This window comes from Futiania mangrovi, assembly GCF_024158125.1.
Taxonomy (GTDB): Bacteria; Pseudomonadota; Alphaproteobacteria; order Futianiales; family Futianiaceae; genus Futiania; species Futiania mangrovi.
Genome location: NZ_JAMZFT010000001.1, coordinates 87,925 through 107,069, shown reverse-complemented (window position 1 = coordinate 107,069; position 19,145 = coordinate 87,925). Strand labels below are relative to the sequence as shown.

General features: G+C 69.8%; 18 protein-coding genes and 1 other RNA gene. 10 read left to right on the top strand and 9 right to left on the bottom strand.

Features of this window, described 5'->3' with window-relative positions:
* Positions 1 to 51: 51 nt before the first annotated feature.
* The 5 genes from NJQ99_RS00510 to NJQ99_RS00490 form a co-directional block, all read right to left on the bottom strand.
* Positions 52 to 894, bottom strand: a complete 843-nt coding sequence (locus NJQ99_RS00510; RefSeq protein ID WP_269330851.1) for a TIGR00282 family metallophosphoesterase — start codon at positions 892 to 894, stop codon at positions 52 to 54.
* Positions 891 to 1,505, bottom strand: coding sequence for a 5-formyltetrahydrofolate cyclo-ligase (locus NJQ99_RS00505; RefSeq protein WP_269330850.1), 615 nt, complete (start codon positions 1,503 to 1,505; stop codon positions 891 to 893). Before NJQ99_RS00505 ends, NJQ99_RS00510 begins: the two co-directional genes overlap by 4 nt.
* A 55-nt stretch (positions 1,506 to 1,560) precedes the next feature.
* Positions 1,561 to 1,722, bottom strand: a non-coding RNA gene (gene ssrS, locus NJQ99_RS00500) — 6S RNA.
* 11 nt (positions 1,723 to 1,733) lie between these two features.
* Positions 1,734 to 2,060 carry a cell division protein ZapA gene (locus NJQ99_RS00495; protein ID WP_269330849.1) on the bottom strand — a complete coding sequence of 109 codons (327 nt, stop codon included), beginning with the start codon at positions 2,058 to 2,060 and terminating at the stop codon, positions 1,734 to 1,736.
* A 15-nt stretch (positions 2,061 to 2,075) separates the two neighbouring features.
* Entirely contained in the window at positions 2,076 to 2,342 is a 267-nt protein-coding gene (locus NJQ99_RS00490; protein ID WP_269330848.1) for a DUF4164 family protein, read from the bottom strand.
* Positions 2,343 to 2,760: 418 nt separating this feature from the next.
* Between NJQ99_RS00490 and tkt the strand changes: the two genes are divergently transcribed.
* From tkt to thiE, 5 genes are all read left to right on the top strand, one after another.
* Positions 2,761 to 4,743, top strand: a complete 1,983-nt coding sequence (gene tkt, locus NJQ99_RS00485) for a transketolase (RefSeq protein WP_269330847.1) — start codon at positions 2,761 to 2,763, stop codon at positions 4,741 to 4,743.
* A gap of 26 nt (positions 4,744 to 4,769) precedes the next feature.
* Positions 4,770 to 5,777, top strand: coding sequence for a type I glyceraldehyde-3-phosphate dehydrogenase (gene gap, locus NJQ99_RS00480; RefSeq protein ID WP_269330846.1), 1,008 nt, complete (start codon positions 4,770 to 4,772; stop codon positions 5,775 to 5,777).
* Between the two features lie 86 nt (positions 5,778 to 5,863).
* On the top strand, positions 5,864 to 7,057 hold the full coding sequence (locus NJQ99_RS00475; RefSeq protein ID WP_269330845.1) for a phosphoglycerate kinase: 1,194 nt from the start codon (positions 5,864 to 5,866) through the stop codon (positions 7,055 to 7,057).
* A 48-nt stretch (positions 7,058 to 7,105) separates the two neighbouring features.
* Positions 7,106 to 8,125: a class I fructose-bisphosphate aldolase gene (locus NJQ99_RS00470; RefSeq protein ID WP_269330844.1), complete on the top strand. Its 1,020-nt coding sequence runs from the start codon at positions 7,106 to 7,108 to the stop codon at positions 8,123 to 8,125.
* Positions 8,126 to 8,242: 117 nt separating this feature from the next.
* Positions 8,243 to 8,926 (top strand): thiamine phosphate synthase, encoded by a 684-nt coding sequence (thiE, locus tag NJQ99_RS00465; protein ID WP_269330843.1) that lies wholly within the window; start codon positions 8,243 to 8,245, stop codon positions 8,924 to 8,926.
* Between the two features lie 24 nt (positions 8,927 to 8,950).
* On the opposite strand, the gene NJQ99_RS00460 is transcribed toward thiE, so the two are convergent.
* Positions 8,951 to 10,312 (bottom strand): diacylglycerol/lipid kinase family protein, encoded by a 1,362-nt coding sequence (locus NJQ99_RS00460; RefSeq protein ID WP_269330842.1) that lies wholly within the window; start codon positions 10,310 to 10,312, stop codon positions 8,951 to 8,953.
* A 175-nt stretch (positions 10,313 to 10,487) separates the two neighbouring features.
* On the opposite strand from NJQ99_RS00460, the gene efp reads away from it, so the two are divergent.
* From efp to NJQ99_RS00440, 4 genes are all read left to right on the top strand, one after another.
* On the top strand, positions 10,488 to 11,051 hold the full coding sequence (efp, locus tag NJQ99_RS00455; protein ID WP_269330841.1) for an elongation factor P: 564 nt from the start codon (positions 10,488 to 10,490) through the stop codon (positions 11,049 to 11,051).
* A gap of 7 nt (positions 11,052 to 11,058) precedes the next feature.
* Positions 11,059 to 11,952, top strand: coding sequence for an inositol monophosphatase family protein (locus NJQ99_RS00450; RefSeq protein ID WP_269330840.1), 894 nt, complete (start codon positions 11,059 to 11,061; stop codon positions 11,950 to 11,952).
* 150 nt (positions 11,953 to 12,102) lie between these two features.
* Positions 12,103 to 13,269 carry a flagellar motor protein MotA gene (locus tag NJQ99_RS00445; RefSeq protein WP_269330839.1) on the top strand — a complete coding sequence of 389 codons (1,167 nt, stop codon included), beginning with the start codon at positions 12,103 to 12,105 and terminating at the stop codon, positions 13,267 to 13,269.
* Between the two features lie 3 nt (positions 13,270 to 13,272).
* On the top strand, positions 13,273 to 14,733 hold the full coding sequence (locus NJQ99_RS00440) for a peptidoglycan -binding protein (RefSeq protein ID WP_269330838.1): 1,461 nt from the start codon (positions 13,273 to 13,275) through the stop codon (positions 14,731 to 14,733).
* On the opposite strand, the gene NJQ99_RS00435 is transcribed toward NJQ99_RS00440, so the two are convergent.
* The gene (locus NJQ99_RS00435; protein WP_269330837.1) at positions 14,714 to 16,567 is read right to left on the bottom strand and encodes an ABC transporter transmembrane domain-containing protein; all 1,854 of its coding nucleotides are present in this window, start codon (positions 16,565 to 16,567) and stop codon (positions 14,714 to 14,716) included. The genes NJQ99_RS00440 and NJQ99_RS00435 overlap by 20 nt on opposite strands.
* 215 nt (positions 16,568 to 16,782) lie before the next feature.
* Here NJQ99_RS00435 and rpmE point away from each other — a divergent pair, with 215 nt between their 5' ends.
* Positions 16,783 to 17,013, top strand: a complete 231-nt coding sequence (gene rpmE, locus NJQ99_RS00430; protein ID WP_269330836.1) for a 50S ribosomal protein L31 — start codon at positions 16,783 to 16,785, stop codon at positions 17,011 to 17,013.
* 147 nt (positions 17,014 to 17,160) lie between these two features.
* On the opposite strand, the gene rcdA is transcribed toward rpmE, so the two are convergent.
* Together rcdA and NJQ99_RS00420 are read right to left on the bottom strand one after the other, a co-directional pair.
* Entirely contained in the window at positions 17,161 to 17,709 is a 549-nt protein-coding gene (rcdA, locus tag NJQ99_RS00425) for a protease adaptor protein RcdA (RefSeq protein ID WP_269330835.1), read from the bottom strand.
* Between the two features lie 489 nt (positions 17,710 to 18,198).
* Complete coding sequence (locus NJQ99_RS00420) at positions 18,199 to 19,104, bottom strand: DMT family transporter (protein WP_269330834.1); 906 nt, start codon at positions 19,102 to 19,104, stop codon at positions 18,199 to 18,201.
* Between the last annotated feature and the right edge of the window lie 41 nt (positions 19,105 to 19,145).

Here is a 19,145-nt window from a genome sequence, read left to right as displayed (position 1 = left end):
TTTTAGCCGATCCCGCCAGCGCTTGTCCATTTCCGCCGAAAGCGCGCCCGCCTACTCCGCCGCCGCCCGGCCCTGCGCGGCCCAGTCGGGGAAGGTCTCCGCCAGCCGCCCGCCCAGGCGGATCGGCGCGACGCGCACCGCGAGCCCCGTCGCGGGGTCGGTCTCGACCGCCACGCCGCACACCGTCGCCTCGCCCATGGCGGGCGCGAAGCGTCCTTGCGCGATCTTGCGCGTAAAGCGGTTGAGCGGCTCGGTCTTCTCCATCCCGATCACGGAATCATAGTCGCCGCACATCCCCGCGTCGGTCTGGTAGGCCGTGCCGCCCGGCAGGATCTGCGCGTCCGCCGTCGGTACGTGGGAATGGCTGCCGACGACGAAGCTCGCCCGCCCGTCGCAGAAATGCCCCATCGCCATCTTCTCGCTCGACGCCTCGGCATGGATGTCGACGACGATGGCATCCACGCTCTCGCGCAGACGGCAAAGCGCCAGCTGCTCCTCGACCCCGGCGAAGGGGTCGTCGAGCGGGTCCATGAAGATGCGGCCCATGGCGTTGATCACCAGCACCTGGTGGCCGCGCGCGCTCTCCACCATGGTCGCGCCCCGCCCCGGCGTGCCGGCCGGGAAGTTGATCGGGCGGATCAGCCGCGGATCGCTGTCGATGTAGTCGAGCAGTTCGCGCTGGTCCCAGACATGGTTGCCGGTCGAAATCACGTCGACGCCGGCCGCGTAGAGATCCTCGCAGATCTTCTGCGTGATGCCGAACCCGCCGGCGGCGTTCTCCCCGTTCACGATCAGCAGGTCGGCGTCGAGCCTGCGGCGGATCTCGCCCGCGCGCTCCACCACCGCGTCGCGCCCGGCGCGGCCCACGATGTCACCCAGATAGACGAGCCTCATGCCGTCTCCTCTCCAAACCTCACGATGCCCGCCTCGTGGGCGAGCGCGTCGAGCGCGATGTCCGTCGCCTCGCGCGGGACGCCTGCCACCCGTTGCCCCGCGAAGGCGAGCCCGATGGCCCGAACCCCCGGGGCTGCCGCCCTCAGTGCCGCCAGCGTCCGGTCGTAGAACCCGCCGCCATAGCCCAGACGATACCCCTGCCCGTCCCAGGCCAGCAATGGCACGGCGAGGATCTCCGGCACCACCACCGCCGCGTCCGCCGCCGGAACGGAGGTTCCGAAGCCGCCGGAAACCAGCGGATCGCCCGGCGCCCACGCCCGGAAGACGAGCGGGCGGTCCCGCCCCGCCACCACCGGCAGCGCCGTCGATGCGCCTGCGCGCACCAGCGCCGCGATCAGCGGCAAGGTCGGCATCTCCTCGCCCATGGCGTAATAGACGGCGACGGTGCGCCCGGCAACATCGCCCGCGAGCGCCATCCAGTTGCGCGCGGCCCGCCCCCCGGCGTCAGGCCCTGCCGCGGCCTGCGCTGCCCGGCGCGCAGCCTTCGCCTCGGCCCGGGCGGCCGCCTTGGTCGCAGAGATGTCGTCGGAAACGCGAGACCGGTCCGTCAATGGTCGGCTCTCCCGGCAAGGGGCGCCGCGCGGACGCGGGCGACAGGGAAAAGCGTGCGGGACCACCCTGGCCGTTGACGGTCTGAAATCCTCCGTGAGCCCGTCATAGACAGGTGGGCGCCGTGTGTTCCAGGCCACGGCCCGGAGCAGGGACAGCTCCCTGGAGGTCGATATCGGCTCCCGGGATTTACGCGTCTGACGAACCGGGCAGTTCCCGCGCCGGTGAACTTAAGCCTCGCGAAGCCGTGCCGCAATGCCCTCCACGCGGTCGGCCATGCCGTCGAGGATGCGCGCAAGCTCCTCCTCCGGCACGCCGCTGCCGTTGGCGCGCGCCTGATCCGGGTTGGCGGCCGCGCGCGCCTCGAAATATTCGTCGGCGACCGTCAGGGCCGCGAGCAGCAGCAGGTTGATGTCGGACGTGCGCACCCCCCCTTCGACCAGGGTGCGCACATGACCGTCGATGTGGCGTCCCAGCGCCCGGATCCGGTCTTCCTGCCCCGGATCGCAGGTGACCAGATAGCCGCGCCCATTGATCTCCACCGAAACATTGGCCATCGGAACCGTCCTCCGTCAGCCGCCCGCGCGGTCAAGCGCGAGGATGCCCTCGACCTGGCCGATCGCCGCCTCGAGCCGCGCATCCACCTCGTCCGCCACGCTGCGCGCGTCGCGCAGGCGCGCGACCTCGGCGGCAAGCTCCTCGCGCTCGCCGCGCAGCGTCTCCATCTCTTCCAGCAGCCGGCCCACGTCGCCCCGGCGCCGGGCCGCCTCCTCGACAGCGCCGTCCAGCGCCGAAAAGGCCTGTTCGAGCCGTGACAGGGCCGTCTCAAGATCGCTCATGTCTCACCTCCGATCAGCCCCCCGCCGATGCGGCCGCATCTGCGGACCTGACACCCGCCTGCAGCCCGCACCTCACCGCCTGCCTTAGCACAGGTGGGGCGGGATTGGCACCTGCCGGAATCCCGCCCCTGCATGGCCACGAGGAAACCGTGCGGCACGCGGGCGCTTAAGGCTTGACGCCCCCCGGAAGCCTCGCCATGTTGCGCGCGCCGCGGGCGCGGACCTCACCCGGATACGTTCGGGACCGGCCTTTCCCGCGCGACGAGTTTCGCGGTCCCGGCACGGGATGCCTTGCGTTTCCTACAAGGGCACGGCCGGTGCCGCCCGCCGCTGGAGCAGCCGGGGCGAGACGCGCCCGATTCCGCGTTTCCGGATCCCGGCCCAGCCATCTTGACAGAACGCGAGTGTACCGGAACCGATGACGACACCCACGACAGACCACACCCCCCTCGCCAACGCCCTGCGCGCGCTGTCGATGGATGCCGTCGAAGCCGCGAAGTCGGGCCACCCCGGCATGCCGATGGGCATGGCCGACGTGGCGACGGTCCTGTTCCGCCAGTTCCTGAAGTTCGACCCGAAGCGGCCCGACTGGGCCGACCGGGACCGCTTCGTGCTGTCGGCGGGCCATGGCTCCATGCTGCTCTATTCTCTGCTGCACCTGACGGGGTACGAGGATTTCCCGCTGGAGCAGCTGAAGAACTTCCGCCAGCTCGGCTCCCGGACGGCGGGCCACCCTGAGTACGGCCATGGCGCGGGGATCGAGACGACGACCGGCCCGCTCGGCCAGGGCATCGCGACGGCGGTCGGCATGGCGCTGGGCGAGCGGATGATGAACGCCCGCTTCGGCGACGCGCTGGTCGACCATCACACCTATGTCATCGCGGGCGACGGCGACCTGATGGAGGGCGTGAGCCATGAGGCGATCGGCCTCGCCGGCCACCTGAAGCTCGGCAAGCTGATCGTGCTGTTCGACGACAACCAGATCTCCATCGACGGGCCGACCAAGCTCGCGGTCACGGGCGACATGCTGGCGCGGTTCGAGGCGGCGGGCTGGGAAACGGACGAGGTCGACGGCCACGATCCCGAGGCGGTCGCCGCGGCGATCGCGCGGGCGCGCACCTCGCCGCTGCCCTCGCTCATCGCCTGCAAGACGGTGATCGGATATGGCGCGCCGAACAAGAAGGGGACGGCAGGCGTGCACGGCTCGCCGCTCGGCGCTGACGAGATCGCGGCCGCCCGCAAGGAGCTGAACTGGCCCTATCCGCCCTTCGAGATCCCGGAGGAGATCCGCGCCACCTGGACCGCCATCGGCGCGAAGGGCGCGGCCGTGCGCAAGGCATGGGAAGACCGGCTCGCCGCCTCCGGCGCGCGCGCCGCGTTCGAGGCGCTTCTGTCGGGCGCGCTGCCGGCGGAGCTTTCCACCGCCATCGCCGCGCACAAGAAGGCCCTGTCGGAGACCGCCCCCGCGATGGCGACGCGCGTCGCCTCGCAGAAGGCGCTGGAGGTCATCAACCCCATCGTGACCGCGACGGTGGGCGGCTCGGCGGATCTGACGGGCTCCAACAACACGCTCACCAAGGGCATGGAGATCGTCTCGCCGGAGAACTATGGCGGCCGCTACATCCACTACGGCGTGCGCGAGCATGGCATGGCCGCCTGCATGAACGGCCTCGCCCTGCACGGCGGGTTCATCCCCTATGGCGGCACCTTCCTCGTCTTCTCCGACTACAGCCGCCCGGCGATCCGGCTCGCGGCGCTGATGGGCCTGCGGGTCGTGCACGTGCTGACCCACGATTCCATCGGCCTCGGCGAGGACGGTCCGACGCACCAGCCGGTCGAGCACATGGCCGCGCTGCGGGCGATCCCGAACCTGCTGGTCTTCCGCCCGGCCGACGCGGTCGAGACAGCGGAGTGCTGGGAGCTCGCGCTGCAGGCGACCTCCACGCCGTCGGCGCTGGCGCTGACCCGGCAGAACCTGCCGACGCTGCGCACCGAGCACACCGACGAGAACCTCAGCGCGAAGGGCGCCTATGTCCTGCGGGAGGCCGAGGGCGGCGCGGCGCGCGTCACCCTCCTCGCCACCGGGTCGGAGGTCGAGATCGCGGTCGCCGCGCGCGACATGCTGCAGGCCGACGGCGTGCCGACGCGCGTCGTCTCCATGCCGTCGTGGGAGCTGTTCGCGCAGCAGGACGAAGCCTACCGCACCGCGACCGTCGACCCCGCGACCGTGCGCATCGCGGTCGAGGCGGCCTGCCCCCTCGGCTGGGCGCGCTGGACCGGCGAGAACGGCGCCTTTATCGGCATGGAAGGCTTCGGAGCGAGCGCGCCTTATAAGGTTCTTTACGAGCACTTCGGCATTACAGCGGAGAACGTGGCCGACGCCGCCCGGGCGCGGCTCTGACAGACAAGCGGACGGAGGATATCAGCATGGCAGTTCGTGTTGCGATCAACGGCTTCGGCCGGATCGGGCGCAACGTTCTGCGCGCCATCGTGGAATCGGGGCGCACGGACATCGAGGTGGTGGGCATCAATGACCTGGGCCCGGTCGAAACCAACGCGCACCTGCTGCGCTACGACAGCGTGCACGGCCGCTTCCCCGCGACCGTCACGGTCGACGGCGACACGATCGACGTGGGCCGCGGCACAATCAGGGTGACCGCCATCCGCAACCCGGAGGAGCTGCCCTGGGGCGACCTCGGCGTGGACATCGCCATGGAATGCACGGGCATCTTCGCGTCGAAGGACAAGGCGGCGGCGCACCTGAAGGCCGGCGCCAAGCGGGTGATCGTCTCCGCCCCCGCCGACGGCGCGGACAAGACCATCGTCTACGGCGTCAACCACGGCACGCTGACGAAGGACGACCGCGTCATCTCCAACGCGTCGTGCACGACGAACTGCCTCTCGCCCGTCGCCTATGTGCTGAACAAGGCGGTCGGGATCGAGAAGGGGTTCATGACCACGATCCATTCCTACACGGGCGACCAGCCGACGCTCGACACCATGCACAAGGACCTCTACCGGGCACGTGCGGCGGCGATGTCGATGATCCCGACCTCGACCGGCGCGGCCAAGGCGGTGGGCCTCGTCCTGCCGGAGCTGAAGGGCAAGCTCGACGGCGTCGCGATCCGCGTGCCGACGCCGAACGTCTCGGTGGTCGACCTGAAGTTCATTGCCAAGCGCGCCACCACGGTCGAGGAGATCAACGCCGCGATCCGCGAGGCCGCCGACGGTGAGTTGAAGGGCATCCTCGGCTACACGGACGAGCCGCTGGTCTCCATGGACTTCAACCATGACAGCCGCTCCTCGGTGTTCCACATGGACCAGACCAAGGTGATGGAAGGCACGCTGGTGCGCATCCTGACCTGGTACGACAACGAGTGGGGCTTCTCCAACCGCATGTCGGACACGGCGGTGGCCTTCGCCGCCACGATCTGAGACGCGAGAGACCGGGGCGGCGCTGGCAAGGCGCCGCCCCGTCCGCGTTCCGCCCCCCTTCCCAGTCAGCGGATTCCCCGACACCCATGAGCGATTTCCGTACCCTCGACAGTCTCGACCCGGCGGGCAAGCGCGTGCTCGTCCGCGTCGACCTGAACGTGCCCATGCAGGACGGTAAGGTCACCGACTTCACCCGCATCGACGCCGTCGTGCCGACCGTCGCGGAACTGGCGGACAAGGGCGCGAAGGTGATCCTGCTCGCCCATTTCGACCGGCCCAAGGGCAAGCGCGTGCCGGAGATGTCGCTTGCGCAGGTGCGCGCGCCGCTGGCGCAGCACCTGGGCCGCGAGGTGGCCTTCGCCGAGGATTGCGTGGGCGCGGCGGCAGCCGATGCCATCGCGGCGCTGCCCGCGGGCGGGGTCCTTCTGCTTGAGAACACGCGCTTCCACGCGGGCGAGGAAAAGAACGACCCGGCCATGGCGCAGGCGTTCGCCGATCTCGGCGACGCGTTCGTGAACGACGCCTTCTCGGCGGCACACCGCGCGCACGCCTCGACCGAGGGGGTGGCCCGTCTCCTGCCCGCCTATGCCGGGCGCTGCATGGAGAAGGAACTCGACGCGCTGACCCGCGCGCTGGAGAAGCCGGAGCGGCCGGTCGCGGCCGTTGTCGGCGGCGCCAAGGTTTCCACCAAGATCGCGCTTCTGGAAAACCTCGTCTCCCGCGTCGACATGCTGGTGATCGGCGGGGGGATGGCGAACACCTTCCTCGCCGCGCAGGGCGTGGACGTGGCGAAGTCGCTGTGCGAGCACGACCTCGCCGGCACCGCGCGCACGATCCTCGCGGCGGCGGAAAAGGCCGGCTGCCAGGTCCTGCTTCCGGTCGACGCCGCCGTCGCGACCGAGTTCAAGGCGGGCGCGGCCTCGCGTACCGTCGCGCTGTCGGACATCGCGGCCGACGAGATGATCCTCGACGTGGGCCCCGACACGCTGGCGCTGATCGAGACTGCGTTCCGCACCGCGAAGACGCTCGTCTGGAACGGCCCGCTCGGCGCATTCGAGATCGCGCCCTTCGACAAGGGCACCACGTCAGCGGCGCAACTGGCGGCCAGGTTCACGCGCGAGAACGGCCTCGTCACGGTCGCGGGCGGCGGCGACACGGTCGCGGCGCTGGCACATGCAGGCGTGGCGCAGGATTTCAGCTATATTTCCACCGCGGGTGGCGCGTTTCTTGAGTGGCTGGAGGGCAAGACGCTTCCGGGCGTCGCTGCCCTCCGCAAATGACACACTCCCGCAACTCAGACCGCCTCAAATCGAGATGGGCCAGGACAGATGAACATCGAGAAGCTTGAAACCACCGCTCACAAGATCGTTTCCCCGGGCCGCGGCATCCTCGCCGCCGACGAATCGACCGGCACCATCAAGAAGCGCTTCGACCAGATCGGCGTGGAGTCGACCGAGGCGAACCGCAACGGCTACCGCGAGATGCTGTTCCGCACGCCGGGCTTCGGCGACCACATCTCCGGCGTGATCCTTTATGACGAGCAGTTCCGCGCAAAGGCCCGCGACGGCAGCCCGCTGATCTCCCTGATCGCGGACGCAGACTCCGTGCCCGGCATCAAGGTCGACGCGGGCGCCAAGGACCAGGCGCTGTTCCCCGGCGAGAAGGTAACGGAAGGCCTCGACGGCCTGTCGAAGCGCATGGCCGAATATGCCGCGCTGGGCGCGGGCTTTGCCAAGTGGCGCGCGGTGATCGACATCGCCGACGGCGTGCCGACGCGCGGCAACATCGTCGCCAACGCGCACGCACTCGCCCGCTATGCCGCGATCTGCCAGGAGCATGGCGTGGTTCCGATCGTCGAGCCGGAGGTCCTGATGGACGGCGGCCACGACATCGACCGCTGCTTCGAGGTGACGGAAGCCGTCCTGAACGAGGTCTACGACCAGCTTTACCTCGCCAACGTCCGGCTGGAAGGCACGCTGCTGAAGCCGAACATGGTGATCGCCGGCAAGAAGTCTGCGAAGCAGGCCTCCGTGGCCGAGGTCGCGGAAAAGACCGTGGCCTGCCTGAAGCGCACGGTCCCGGCGGCGGTGCCGGGCATCGTGTTCCTTTCCGGCGGCCAGTCGGAGGAGGAGGCGACGGCCCACCTCGACGCCATGAACAAGATCGGCAACCTGCCTTGGGCGCTCTCCTTCTCCTATGGCCGCGCGCTGCAGCAGGCGGCGCTGAAGGCCTGGGGCGGCAAGGACGAGAACTGGTCCGCCGCCCAGCGCGCCTTCGCGCACCGCGCCCGCATGAACGGCCTCGCCGCCAAGGGCGAGTGGTCGGAGGGGCTTGAAAAGGCCGCGTAAGCGCCCCTTTATCAGGCACGGAAGGACAAGGCTGGCGGGGTCCCTTCGGGGGCCCCGCCGCGTTTCGGGGAGCGCGCCTCCCCCCAATGGACACGCCGGGGACATGAGAGACGCTCCATGACAGAGCCCACCCAGAAGATCGCGCCGGAAGACCGCTGCCGTCTCTACCTCATCACGCCGCCGCGGATCGACGATCCGCAGGCGTTTGCCGCGCTGCTGATGAAGACGCTTGCCGCGGGCGACGTCGCCTGCCTGCAGATCCGGCTGAAGGACGCCGGCGGCACCCCGGCCACTGACGACCACATCCGCGCCGTCACGCGCGCCATCCTGCCCGTCGCGCAGGGCGCGGACGTCGCGGTGCTTCTCAACGACCGGCCGGACCTTGCGAAGGAACTTGGCTGCGACGGCGTGCACATCGGGCAGGAGGACACGCCCTATGCGGAGGCGCGCGCCCTTCTCGGCGCCGACGCCATCGTCGGCGTGACCTGCCACGATTCCCGGCACCTCGCCTATGAGGCGGCGGAGGCCGGCGCCGACTATGTCGCGTTCGGCGCCTTCTTCCCGACGGCAACCAAGACGCCGAAGACCGCCGCCGATCTCGACCTCTTGCGCAATTGGTCGGAGATCGCGGAGGTGCCCTGCGTCGCCATCGGTGGCATCACGCTGGAGAACGCTGCAAGCCTGGTCGAGGCGGGTGCCGACTTCATCGCGGTTTCGGGTGGCATCTGGAACCATCCCGACGGCCCTGCAGCGGCTGTGGCCGCGTTCAACAGGCTGCTCGACGAAGCCGCGGGGTCCTGAGGGCCGCGCGGTCCCGTTCCGGCGTCAGCCCGGCGCCAGCCGCTGAAGCTGCGCTTCCACCCGGTCGCGCAGGTCGACGAGGTCGCGCCTCAGAACCTCTCCGTCCGCCACGTCGAGAGCGGCGACGGTCGCGTCGAGCACGGCCTCCTCCTCCGCCGCGCGTCCCGAGAAGGCGTCCTGCACCAATGCCGTCCGGGCGGCGGCGATCATGTCGCGCACCGCTTGCCGGTCGGCTTCCCGATCCGGCGGCAATGCGCCAAGCGCACGAATATGCCCCTCGAACCGCGCGACATCCTCGGCCCGCTCGCGCGACAGCCGTTCCGCGGCGTCGGCGTTCTCCCCACCATGCTCGGCACCCGCCGCGTAGCCGGAAGCCGCGAACATCAGGGCACGGACCAGCGCTGCCAGCGCCTCTTCCTGCGGATCGCGAACGATGGGCTCCATGCCGTCCTCATTCCTCTGCTGCGCCGGGATGCCGGTTACCGCCGCAGGATGCGCCGGCACGATTACCGATAGCGCCCCGGCCCGGATCCGGATCCGCGCCGGGGTACGCCCGGCAGGATCGCCATCGGCCATGATCCGCCGCGGCCCGCGCGTCTCGATCAGGATGTCACGGGCGCGGCCCAGATGCACGGTCCGCGTCCGGCCCAGTCCGCCCCGCCGGGCGCTGAGCGCGATCCGGGCGGCCTCCCACAGGCGGGGTTTCGGAATGGCGACAACCTCCGCCAGCCCGTCGCGCACGCTGGCCCCACGGGAGAGCAACGCGCCGCCGCCGAAATGGCGGCCGTTGCCGATGGAGACCTGGAGGACGCGCATCTCCCGCTCCGTCCCATCGAGGGTCATCCGGACGGAGAAGGGCCGCAGGCGGACGGCGGCCCGGGCCACCGCCAGCGGATAGGCGAGGCTGCGCAGCACGCGCTTTGCCCACCCCCCGCTCGCGCGCGCTGCCACACTCGCGAGCCCGATGCCGGCAGCGTTCAGAAAATAATGAACCTTGCGGCGGCGCGCGGTCGAAATCTCTCCAACGTCGACGCGGCGCACGCAGCCTGCCGCGATCACCTGTGCCGCCTCGTCGACATCGTCCGGAATGCCAAGCCCGCGCGCGAAGTCGTTGGCCGTGCCGAGCGGCAGGATGGCAAGCGGCAGGTCCGTCAGCAGCAGCGCGCTCACCAGGCCCGAAATCGTGCCGTCCCCGCCGCCCACGACCACGGCGTCGGCACGTTTGCGCCAGTGCGCGGCGGCGCGGACAAGCTGGCGGGCCTCCCGCGCGGAGCGGGTGTCCGGCGCGTCCGCGATCTCGATTCCCGCCCTGCGCAGTGCGACCAATGCAGCCTCGCGCGCTTCGCCCTGTCCGCTGTCCGCGTTGAGGATGACCAGCACCCGCATGTGTCCGTCCCGGCCCCGCCTGTCCGCCGCCGTTGAAAGCCCGTGCGCGCCCTGCTAGATAGCTGCCCACATTCGCCGCAAGGGTCCCGCCTGTCCATGCCCGCTTCGCTGGAACGGGCAAGACGGTTCCGGGTTCCCCGAGCGGCGCGCTCTTTTCAGATGGACGGTGATGCCGATGAAGATCGACGGCAATGAAATCCGCCCCGGCAACGTGATCCGGCACCAGGACACGCTCTGGGTCGCGGTCAAGACGCAGGCGGTGAAGCCCGGCAAGGGCGGCGCGTACAACCAGGTCGAGCTGAAGAACCTGTTCGACGGCCGCAAGCTCAACGAGCGGTTCCGCGCCTCCGAGACGGTGGAGCGCGTCCGTCTGGAGCAGCGCGATTTCCAGTACCTCTACGAGAACGGTGACATGCTGGTCTTCATGGACCAGGAATCGTTCGAGCAGGTGGAACTGCCCCGCGACTTCGTCGGCGACCGCGCCGTCTACCTCCAGGAAGGCATGAAGGTCATGCTGGAGAGCCACGAGGGCACCTACATCTCCTGCCAGCTTCCCGAATACGTGACGCTCGAAGTGGTCGAGACCGAGCCGACCGTGAAGGGCCAGACGGCAGCCGCCTCCTACAAGCCGGCGATCCTGTCGAACGGCGTGCGCGTTATGGTGCCGCCCTTCATGTCGACGGGCGAGAAGGTCATCGTCGCGACCGAGACCAGCGAATACGTCCGGCGGGCGGACTGAGCCCGCGATGGACGCCCCCCGCCACTCCGCCGTCGTCACCGTCATGATCGGCGCCGCCCGCAAGGCGGCGCGTGGTCTCCTGCGCGACTTCAACGAAGTCGAGCACCTGCAGGTCTCGAAGAAGGGCCCGGCCGACTTCGTCAGCGCCGCCGACCGCAAGGCCGAGAAGGTGATCGGCGAGGAGCTGAAGCGCGCCCGGCCCGAGTTCGGCCTGCTGATGGAGGAGACGGGGGTGACCGGCGGCGGCCTTGCCGACGAGCACCGCTTCATCGTCGACCCGCTGGACGGCACGACGAACTTCCTCCACGGCCTGCCGCACTGGGCGATCTCCATCGCCTATGAGCAGAAGGGGCGGATCGCCGCGGGCGTGATCTTCGATCCCGTCAAGAACGAGCTGTTCTGGGCCGAGAAGGGCAAGGGCGCGTACCTCAACGACCGGCGTCTGCGCGTGTCGGCCCGCCGCGACCTGACGCAGGCCCTGCTTGCGACCGGCATCCCCTATGCGGGCAAGCCCGGCCACGACGCCCTGATGCGCGACCTCGTCAAGATCACCAACCGCGTCGCCGGCATCCGCCGCTTCGGGTCGGCGGCGCTCGACCTCGCCTATGTGGCGGCCGGGCGGTACGACGGCTTCTGGGAGCGGGGGCTGTCGCCGTGGGACATGGCCGCGGGCATCCTGATGGTGCGCGAGGCCGGCGGCACCGTGACCGACGTCCTGGGCGGCCCCGACATTCTCGAGACCGGCAGCGTGCTCGCCGCGAACGCCGACCTGCACGACCCCGTCCGCAAGCTGTTGCGCAGCGCGGCACGCGGCGGGGAGGCCGCCCGCAAGGCCGCTGCGGAAGCGCCCGCGGAGGCGCCCGAAGCCGGCATCTCCGGCGACGGGGACGGCAGCGCCTGAGCCGCGGCCCGGCCCCGTCCGGACGCCGTCTCGCCATCGCCGCCCCGAACCGGTACAGTCTGTGACATCCCGAATCACCTCGGGAGTCCGGGTGGCCCGCGGGTCCCGTGCCGTCGGGTCCCGCCATCTTGAGACGGAGCGATCTGGCGCATGGCGACATTGGACGCACGCCCGTCGGATGTGACACGGCCGACACGCTTTCTCGTGCGCATGGGCATCTTTCTCGCGCTGGTGACGCTGGTCACGGCCGCGCTTCACCGCGAGATCATCAACATCTTCTCCACCAACCCGGTGCTCAACGGGCTGATCATCGCCACAGCCCTTCTCGGCATCGTCTACATCCTGCGGCAGGTCTTCCTGCTCGGCCGGTCCACAAACTGGATCGAGGCCTACATGGAAGGGCGCAGCGGCGTCGACGTGATCGTGCCGCCCTCAATGCTCGCCCCGATCGCCGCCATGCTGCGGCAGAACCGCAGCCGCGGCGCGTTCTCTGCACTGTCGATGCGCTCGATCCTCGATTCGCTAGGCGCGCGGCTCGAGGAAAGCCGGGAGATCGCGCGCTACCTGATCGGCCTGCTGATCTTCCTCGGCCTGCTCGGCACCTTCTGGGGGCTTCTGTCGACCATCGGCGCGATCGTCGACACGATCCGCTCGCTCAATGTCGGCTCGGGCGACATCACGAGCATCTTCGACGACCTGAAACGCGGGCTGGAAGCGCCGCTCGACGGCATGGGCACGGCGTTCGCCTCCTCGTTGCTGGGCCTGTCGGGTTCGCTGGTGCTGGGCTTTCTCGACCTGCAGCTCGGGCAGGCGCAGAACGCCTTCTACAACGACCTGGAGGAGTGGCTCTCCGGTCAGACGAAGATCGGCGCCGGCGCGGCGGTCGAGGGCGACCACGCGATGCCCGCCTACATGGGCGCGCTGCTGGAACGCACGGCGGAGAGCCTGGAGCGGATGGAGCGCACGCTGGAGAAGGCGGAGGCCGCGCGCGTCCGCTCCGGCGATGCGGTTGCCAAGCTTGCGGAGCGGCTGATGGCGCTGACCGAGGCCCTGCAGGCCGAGCAGGGCAAGTTGCAGGCGCTCGCCGACCGCCAGGACGAGCTGAAGCCCGCGCTCGACCGTATCGCGAACATAGCCGAGACACGGGAGCTTACCATCGACGAGGTGACGCGCGGGCACATCCGCAACGTCGACGTCTATGTGAAGCGCCTGCTGGAGGAAAACGCCGCCGGACGCGCCGACATGATCGACGAGCTGCGCGCGGAGATCCGCATGCTCGCCCGCACCGTGGCTGCCAGCGCGGAGAAGCGGGGGTAGGCGATGGCCATCCGGTCGGCACGCGGACGGCGGCTGCAGGGCGACTACTGGCCCGGCTTCGTCGATGCGCTGACCGCGCTCGTCCTCGTGGTCATGTTCCTGCTGTCGGTGTTCATGCTGGCGCAATTCTTCCTGTCGGAGGCGATCAGCGGGCGCGACGCACAGCTCGACCGCCTGACGCGCGAGGTGGCGGACCTGTCGAGCCTGCTCGCCATCGAGCAGGAGACGACTGAGACGCTTTCCTCCCGCCTGAGCGAGGCGACAGCCTCGCTCGCCACCCTGGGGGTGGAGCGCGACCGCGCGCTCGCCCGCCTCTCGGATGCGCAGGACGAGCGCGACCGCCTCTCCCGGCTGCTTGCGCAGACGCGGGGCGATCTCGACCAGGCCCGCACCGAGGTCGGCGCGCTGACGGCGGAGCGCGACCGGCTTGCAGCCCTTGCCGACAGCCTGTCCTCGCGCGCGACCGCGTCGGAGGCGGAGGCGGCACGGCTCGAAAGCGCGATGGCCGAGCTTGAGGCGCTATCGGAACAACAGCGCGCCGACCTCGCCCGCAAGCTGGAGGAGGCGCGCGCCCGCGCGGAGCTTCTGGAGGCCGAGAAGAAAGGCCTCACCGGCGAACTGAGCAACGCCGAACAGCGCGCACTGCTCGCCGCGGAGGCGCGCAGGCGGCTCGAACAATTGCTGGCCCAGCGCGAGACGGCTCTGTCCTCGCTCTCGGCGGATCTCAAGACCGCGCGCGACAGCGCCGACCGGGCCCGCGAGCAGGCCGCCGCCACGCAGGAAGAAATCGCCGCGGCACGCGAGACGCTGAAGGAACAGACGGGCCGGGCGAACGAGGCCGAGGCCGCCCTCCTCCTCCTCAACCAGCAGGTCGCCGTGTTGCGCCAGCAGCTTGCGTCGCTACAGGAGGCGCTCGATGCGTCCGAGGCGCGCACGCAGGAGCAGCAGGTGGTGATCGCCGACCTCGGCCAGCGGCTGAACGCCGCGCTCGCCGAGAAAGTCAGCGAACTGCAGCGCTACCGGTCGGAATTCTTCGGACGCCTGCGCCAGATCCTCGGCGACACGGCGGGCATCGAGATCCGCGGCGACCGCTTCGTCTTCCAGTCCGAGGTGCTGTTCGAGGTCGCCTCCGCCGAGATCGGCGCGGACGGGCGCGGGGAGCTTGAGCGGCTGGCGGACGTCCTGCTGCGCATCATCCCGGAGATCCCGCCCGACATCGACTGGATCGTCCGCGTCGACGGGCATACCGACGCCCGCCCGATCAGCACGCCGGAGTTCCCGTCGAACTGGGAGCTGTCGACGGCGCGCGCCGTCTCGGTCGTGAAGTTCCTCAGCAGCCGCGGTATCCCGGAGGAACGCCTCGCGGCCGCCGGCTTCGGCTCCTTCCAGCCCATCGACGACCGCCGGACGGCGGAGGCCTACGCCCGCAACCGCCGGATCGAGTTCAAGCTGACGGAGCGGTAACGGCCCGCAACGGCGCCACCTCGGCCCCGAACTGCAAACGCGCGAGCCGCGCATAGAGGCCGGAGCGGGCCGACAATTCCTCGTGCGTGCCGGTCTCGACGATGCGGCCGTCCTCCATCACGAGGATGCGGTCGGCGCGCCGCACGGTCGCGAGCCGGTGCGCGATGACGAGCGTCGTGCGCCCCTCCATCAGCCGTTCGAGCGCGGTCTGCACCAGCCGCTCGCTCTCCGCGTCGAGCGCGCTCGTCGCCTCGTCGAGCAGCAGGATCGGCGCGTCCTTCAGCAGCGCACGGGCAATGGCGAGCCGCTGCCGCTGGCCGCCGGAGAGCGTAACGCCCCGCTCGCCCAGGAAGGTGTGGTAGCCGTCGGGCAGCATCTCGATGAAGTCGTGCGCGGCGGCGGCCTTCGCGGCGGCGATCACCTCCTCCTCGGTGGCGGCCGGGCGGCCGTAACGGATGTTCTCCAGCGCGTCGGTGCCGAAGATCGCCGTGTCCTGCGGCACGATGGCGATGCGCGCGCGCACGTCCGCCGGGTCCGCCTTGCGCAGGTCGGCCCCGTCGATGCGCACGCGGCCCGTCTGCGGGTCGTAGAAGCGCAGAAGAAGCTGAAAGACCGTGCTCTTTCCCGCACCGCTGGGCCCCACCAGCGCCACCGTCTCCCCTGGCGCAACCGTGAAACTCACCTCGTCGAGCGCCGACCGGTCGGGCCGCATCGGGTAACGGAAGCTCACGGCATCGAAGGCCACTTCGCCACGCGCCGGTACGGGCAGCGCCACGGGGCTTTCGGGCGCGCGGATCGCGGGCTTGGCGTCGAGCAGTTCCATCAGCCGCTCGGTCGCGCCGGCCGCCCGCTGCACCTCGCCCCAAACCTCCGACAGGGCCCCTACCGCACCCGCGACGAACACCGCGTAGAGGACGAACTGCGCAAGCTCCCCGCCGGTCATCGCACCCGTCAGCACGTCCTGCGCGCCGAGCCACAGGATGCCGACGATTCCGGAGAAAATCAGGAAGATCACGATGACGGTCAGCGCCGAGCGGGCCCGCACGCGGCCCAGCGCCGCATCGAAAGCCTCCTCCACCAGGCCGCGGAAGGTGCGTGCGTCCGCCCCCTCGTGCGTGAAGGCCTGGACCGTCTGGATCGCCGAGAGACTTTCGCCCGCGAAGGCGCTGGAGGCGGCCACCTTGTCCTGCGACAGGCGCGACAGCCGTCGCACCTTGCGCCCCAGCACGATGATCGGCCCGACGACCACGGGCACCAGCACGAAGACGAGCGCGGTCAGCTTCGGGCTCGTCACGATCAGCATGGCGAGCCCTCCCACAAGCAGCAGCATGTTGCGCAGCGCGATGGACGCGCTCGACCCCACGACGCCCTGGATGACCGTGGTGTCGGTCGTGAGCCGCGACAAAACCTCTCCCGTCCGCTGGACCGCGAAGAACTCCGGCGAGAGTTTCAGCACATGGGCGTAGACCGCTTCGCGCAGGTCCGCGATCACCCGCTCTCCCAGTCGCGTGACCAGGTAGAAGCGCACCGCCGTCGCCATGGCCAGCAGGCCCGCAACCGCGATCAGCATGAGGAAGTACTTGTCGATGAACGCCGCGTTCGATGCGGCGAACCCGTTGTCGATCATCCGCCGGAATGCCATCGGGACCGTCAGGGTCACGAGCGCCGCCACGATCAGCGCGATGACGGCCCCGGTCACGAGACCGCGATGCGGCCGCACGAAAGGCCAGAGACCGGCCAGGGGCCCCAGCGAGCGCGACGAGGGGCGGACGCCCTCCTCGGCGGCGGACGGCGCCGACGTTGTGGCGGAATGCGGCTCGGACGTCTGGCTCATGCTGTCCCTGCTCGGCAAACTCGTGTCTCAAGACAACGCCGAACCGTGCTTACCAAGCGCCGGGGCAGGCCGCAACGCTCCCATCCGGCGCGCAGAGCGCCGCCGCCCCTTGCAGGCCGCCCGTTCCTCGTCTATAGAGCGCCGCTTGAACCTATGCCACGGGCCCGCACGCTGGCGCGCAAGGCATCACCGGCAGCATCCGCGGAGTGAGCGTCATGAAGAAAGACGGACATCCCGACTACCACATGATCACCGTCGCCATGACCGATGGCACGACCTATCAGACCCGTTCGACCTATGGGAAAGAGGGCGACACGCTCACCCTCGACATCGACTCCAGGTCCCACCCGGCGTGGACGGGCGGCACCCAGCGCCTGATGGACACGGGCGGCCGCATCAGCCGCTTCAAGAAGCGGTTCGAAGGCTTCGGCGTCATCAAGAGCTGAGCGGCCGAACGCATGGGCGCGGTGTAACGCGCCCCTGTTCTGCCCTCGAGCGGCGCACCTCAAGACGGAAAGGGCGCGGACGGGTTTCCCCCTCCGCGCCCTTTGCGCGCCTGCCCCCCTTGAACGATGCCGGGCTGGCCGCGCCGGTCAGGCGCGGCCGCCACGCGAATGCCGCGGCTCGGCCTGCGCGGTGTCCATGCGCAACGCCGGTGCGAAAGCAGCCTCGATACGGCGGATGTGATGGGCAAACGGCGGCTCCGCAAGCTGCGTTCGATCGCCCTCGCCGTACAGCTGCGTGTCAATCCTTTTGACACGGGCGTAAAGTCTGCGGCTACGCGATATGAGTGTGACGAACCGGTCCGGAAGCTGCGACAGGACACGCGGGTTCGGTGCAACCGACGGCTCAGGCATGGACAGCCGGTATTTCGGCCCCGCAGCCTCGGCGTATGCGATCTGCCCCTTCTGCAGCGCGCGCTGCGCCAGCAGCCACGACGACACCTGCATCAGCCGGGTCGTCAGACGCATGCTTTCGGCGGCGTACACAAGGGCGCAATCCCGGCCAAGATCCTGACTTTCAAAGCGTCCCTGCCCATCGAGATAGGCCGCCGTTTCCTGCACCAGCGCCATGGCCTCGTCGAAGGTCTTGTAGAAAACCGCCGAACTCGCGAACTGGCGCGCGCCGATCTGCGCGACCATGTCCGCCCTGTCCTGTTGCCTTCCTGCCGTGTGCAACTGCTCACCCACGCTGCTCATCATTGTGCCCCGCCGCCTGTGCTCATCCGCCGATTGTGCCCCGGCTGGATCATTCGGGGACGTCCTGGAACGTCCATTGCTCCGGTAATGCACAGTCCGTGCCGCATCGTGACGCTTCGGGAGGCGGCCTGTGGAAAAAGAGAACGGCGGCGAACGCAGGGCGGACGCGCAAGCAAACGGGGCCGCCGCGCGGTCGCGCGGCAGCCCCGTTCGGTCTCCCCTGGCTTATCTTCTGCGTCCTTTTGAAAAGGGCTGCCGGTTCCTGAAAACCGCCAGCCCCCCAATTCTTTTTGACGCATCCCTGTCAGACTTGCCTGTCGAGAAGGATCGTAGCCGTGGCTGTCGATCTTCGTCAAGCGCCATGCGTCAGGCCGATGACAGATCCGTCAAATTTTCGCCCCTGGCCAGGCTGCGGTCGGCGCGCGGGCCGCCTCAGCCCGCCTTCCGCAGTTCTGCTGCCAGCGCCAGTCCGAGGCCGGCGAGGATCAGGACCCCACCCGCGGCGGCGCCCGGCGGAATCGCCTCCTGCAGGTAGAGGAGGCCGAGCAGCGCACCGAGAATCGGCTCCCCCAGGAGACAGACCGCGACGAAGACCGGCGGCAGGGTGCCCAGCGTCCAGTTGTAGCTCGTATGTCCGATTACCTGGCTCACGAGGCCGAGCGCGATCATCGCCGCCCATGTCTGTTCGCCGAAACCGCCCAGCGGAACTCCGCCCAGCAAAGCGCCCGCAAGGAGCCAGGCCGCTGCGGAGCCATAGCACAGCGTCACATAGGCCGTGACCGGCAGGTGCTGACGCGCGGTGCGCCCGGCCGTGAGGTAGACCGCCATGCACACGCCCCCCGCCGTCGCAAGGCCAAGGCCGAGCAGGTCGCCGTCCACACGCTGCGCGCCCTGAAAGCCCAGCACCGCCGTGCCCGCAAGGCAGAGCGCGATGGCGCCGGCAAGCAAACGGCCCGGCGCACCGCGGCCCAGCGCCGCGTCGATCAGCACGATCCAGATCGGTGTCAGGCTGACCAGCACCATGGATTCCGCGATGCTCACCCGTTGCATGGAGGCGATCCAGCTTGCGAAATGCGCCGCGAGGAACGCCCCGCTGCCCAGCGACAACAGCACCGCGCGCCGCATGATGCCCGGATCGACCCCCTCGAGAGCGCGCAGCGCCGCGGCGCCGAACGGCGCGAACACGAGCGTGCCCACGAGAACCCGCATGAAGGCGATGGTGACCGCCGGCGCGTCGGCGAGGCGGATGAAGAGGACCGAATGGCTAACCGCCAGAAGGCCGAGCAGCGCCACGACGACGGCTGTCCGCCGGGACGGCACGCGCGGGATCGAAAGCATTGGCCTCGCCCCCCTGTCCGGCCCCGATCATGGCCCACGAT